This is a genomic window from Anaerocolumna jejuensis DSM 15929 (assembly GCF_900142215.1).
GTDB lineage: Bacteria > Bacillota > Clostridia > Lachnospirales > Lachnospiraceae > Anaerocolumna > Anaerocolumna jejuensis.
Genome location: NZ_FRAC01000003.1, coordinates 1 through 429 on the forward strand (window position 1 = coordinate 1; position 429 = coordinate 429).

Here is a 429-nt window from a genome sequence, read left to right on the forward strand (position 1 = left end):
TCCGAAAGGGTATCGGAGGCGCTCAAAGGTCCTCTCAGGATGGACGGAAACCATCCGAAGAGTGCAAAGGCATAAGAGGGCTTGACTGCGACACCGACGGGTGGAGCAGGTACGAAAGTAGGACTTAGTGATCCGGTGGTATAAAGTGGGATTGCCATCGCTCAACGGATAAAAGCTACCCTGGGGATAACAGGCTTATCACTCCCAAGAGTTCACATCGACGGAGTGGTTTGGCACCTCGATGTCGGCTCATCGCATCCTGGGGCTGTATTAGGTCCCAAGGGTTGGGCTGTTCGCCCATTAAAGCGGTACGCGAGCTGGGTTCAGAACGTCGTGAGACAGTTCGGTCCCTATCCGGCGCGGGCGTAGGATATTTGAGAGGAGCTGACCTTAGTACGAGAGGACCGGGTTGGACTGACCTCTGGTGTA

At 55.2% G+C, this 429-nt stretch carries 1 rRNA gene; it reads left to right on the plus strand.

What is annotated here, in order from left to right:
• Nucleotides 1-429, plus strand: a 23S ribosomal RNA gene (locus tag BUB77_RS00015); the annotation flags it as partial.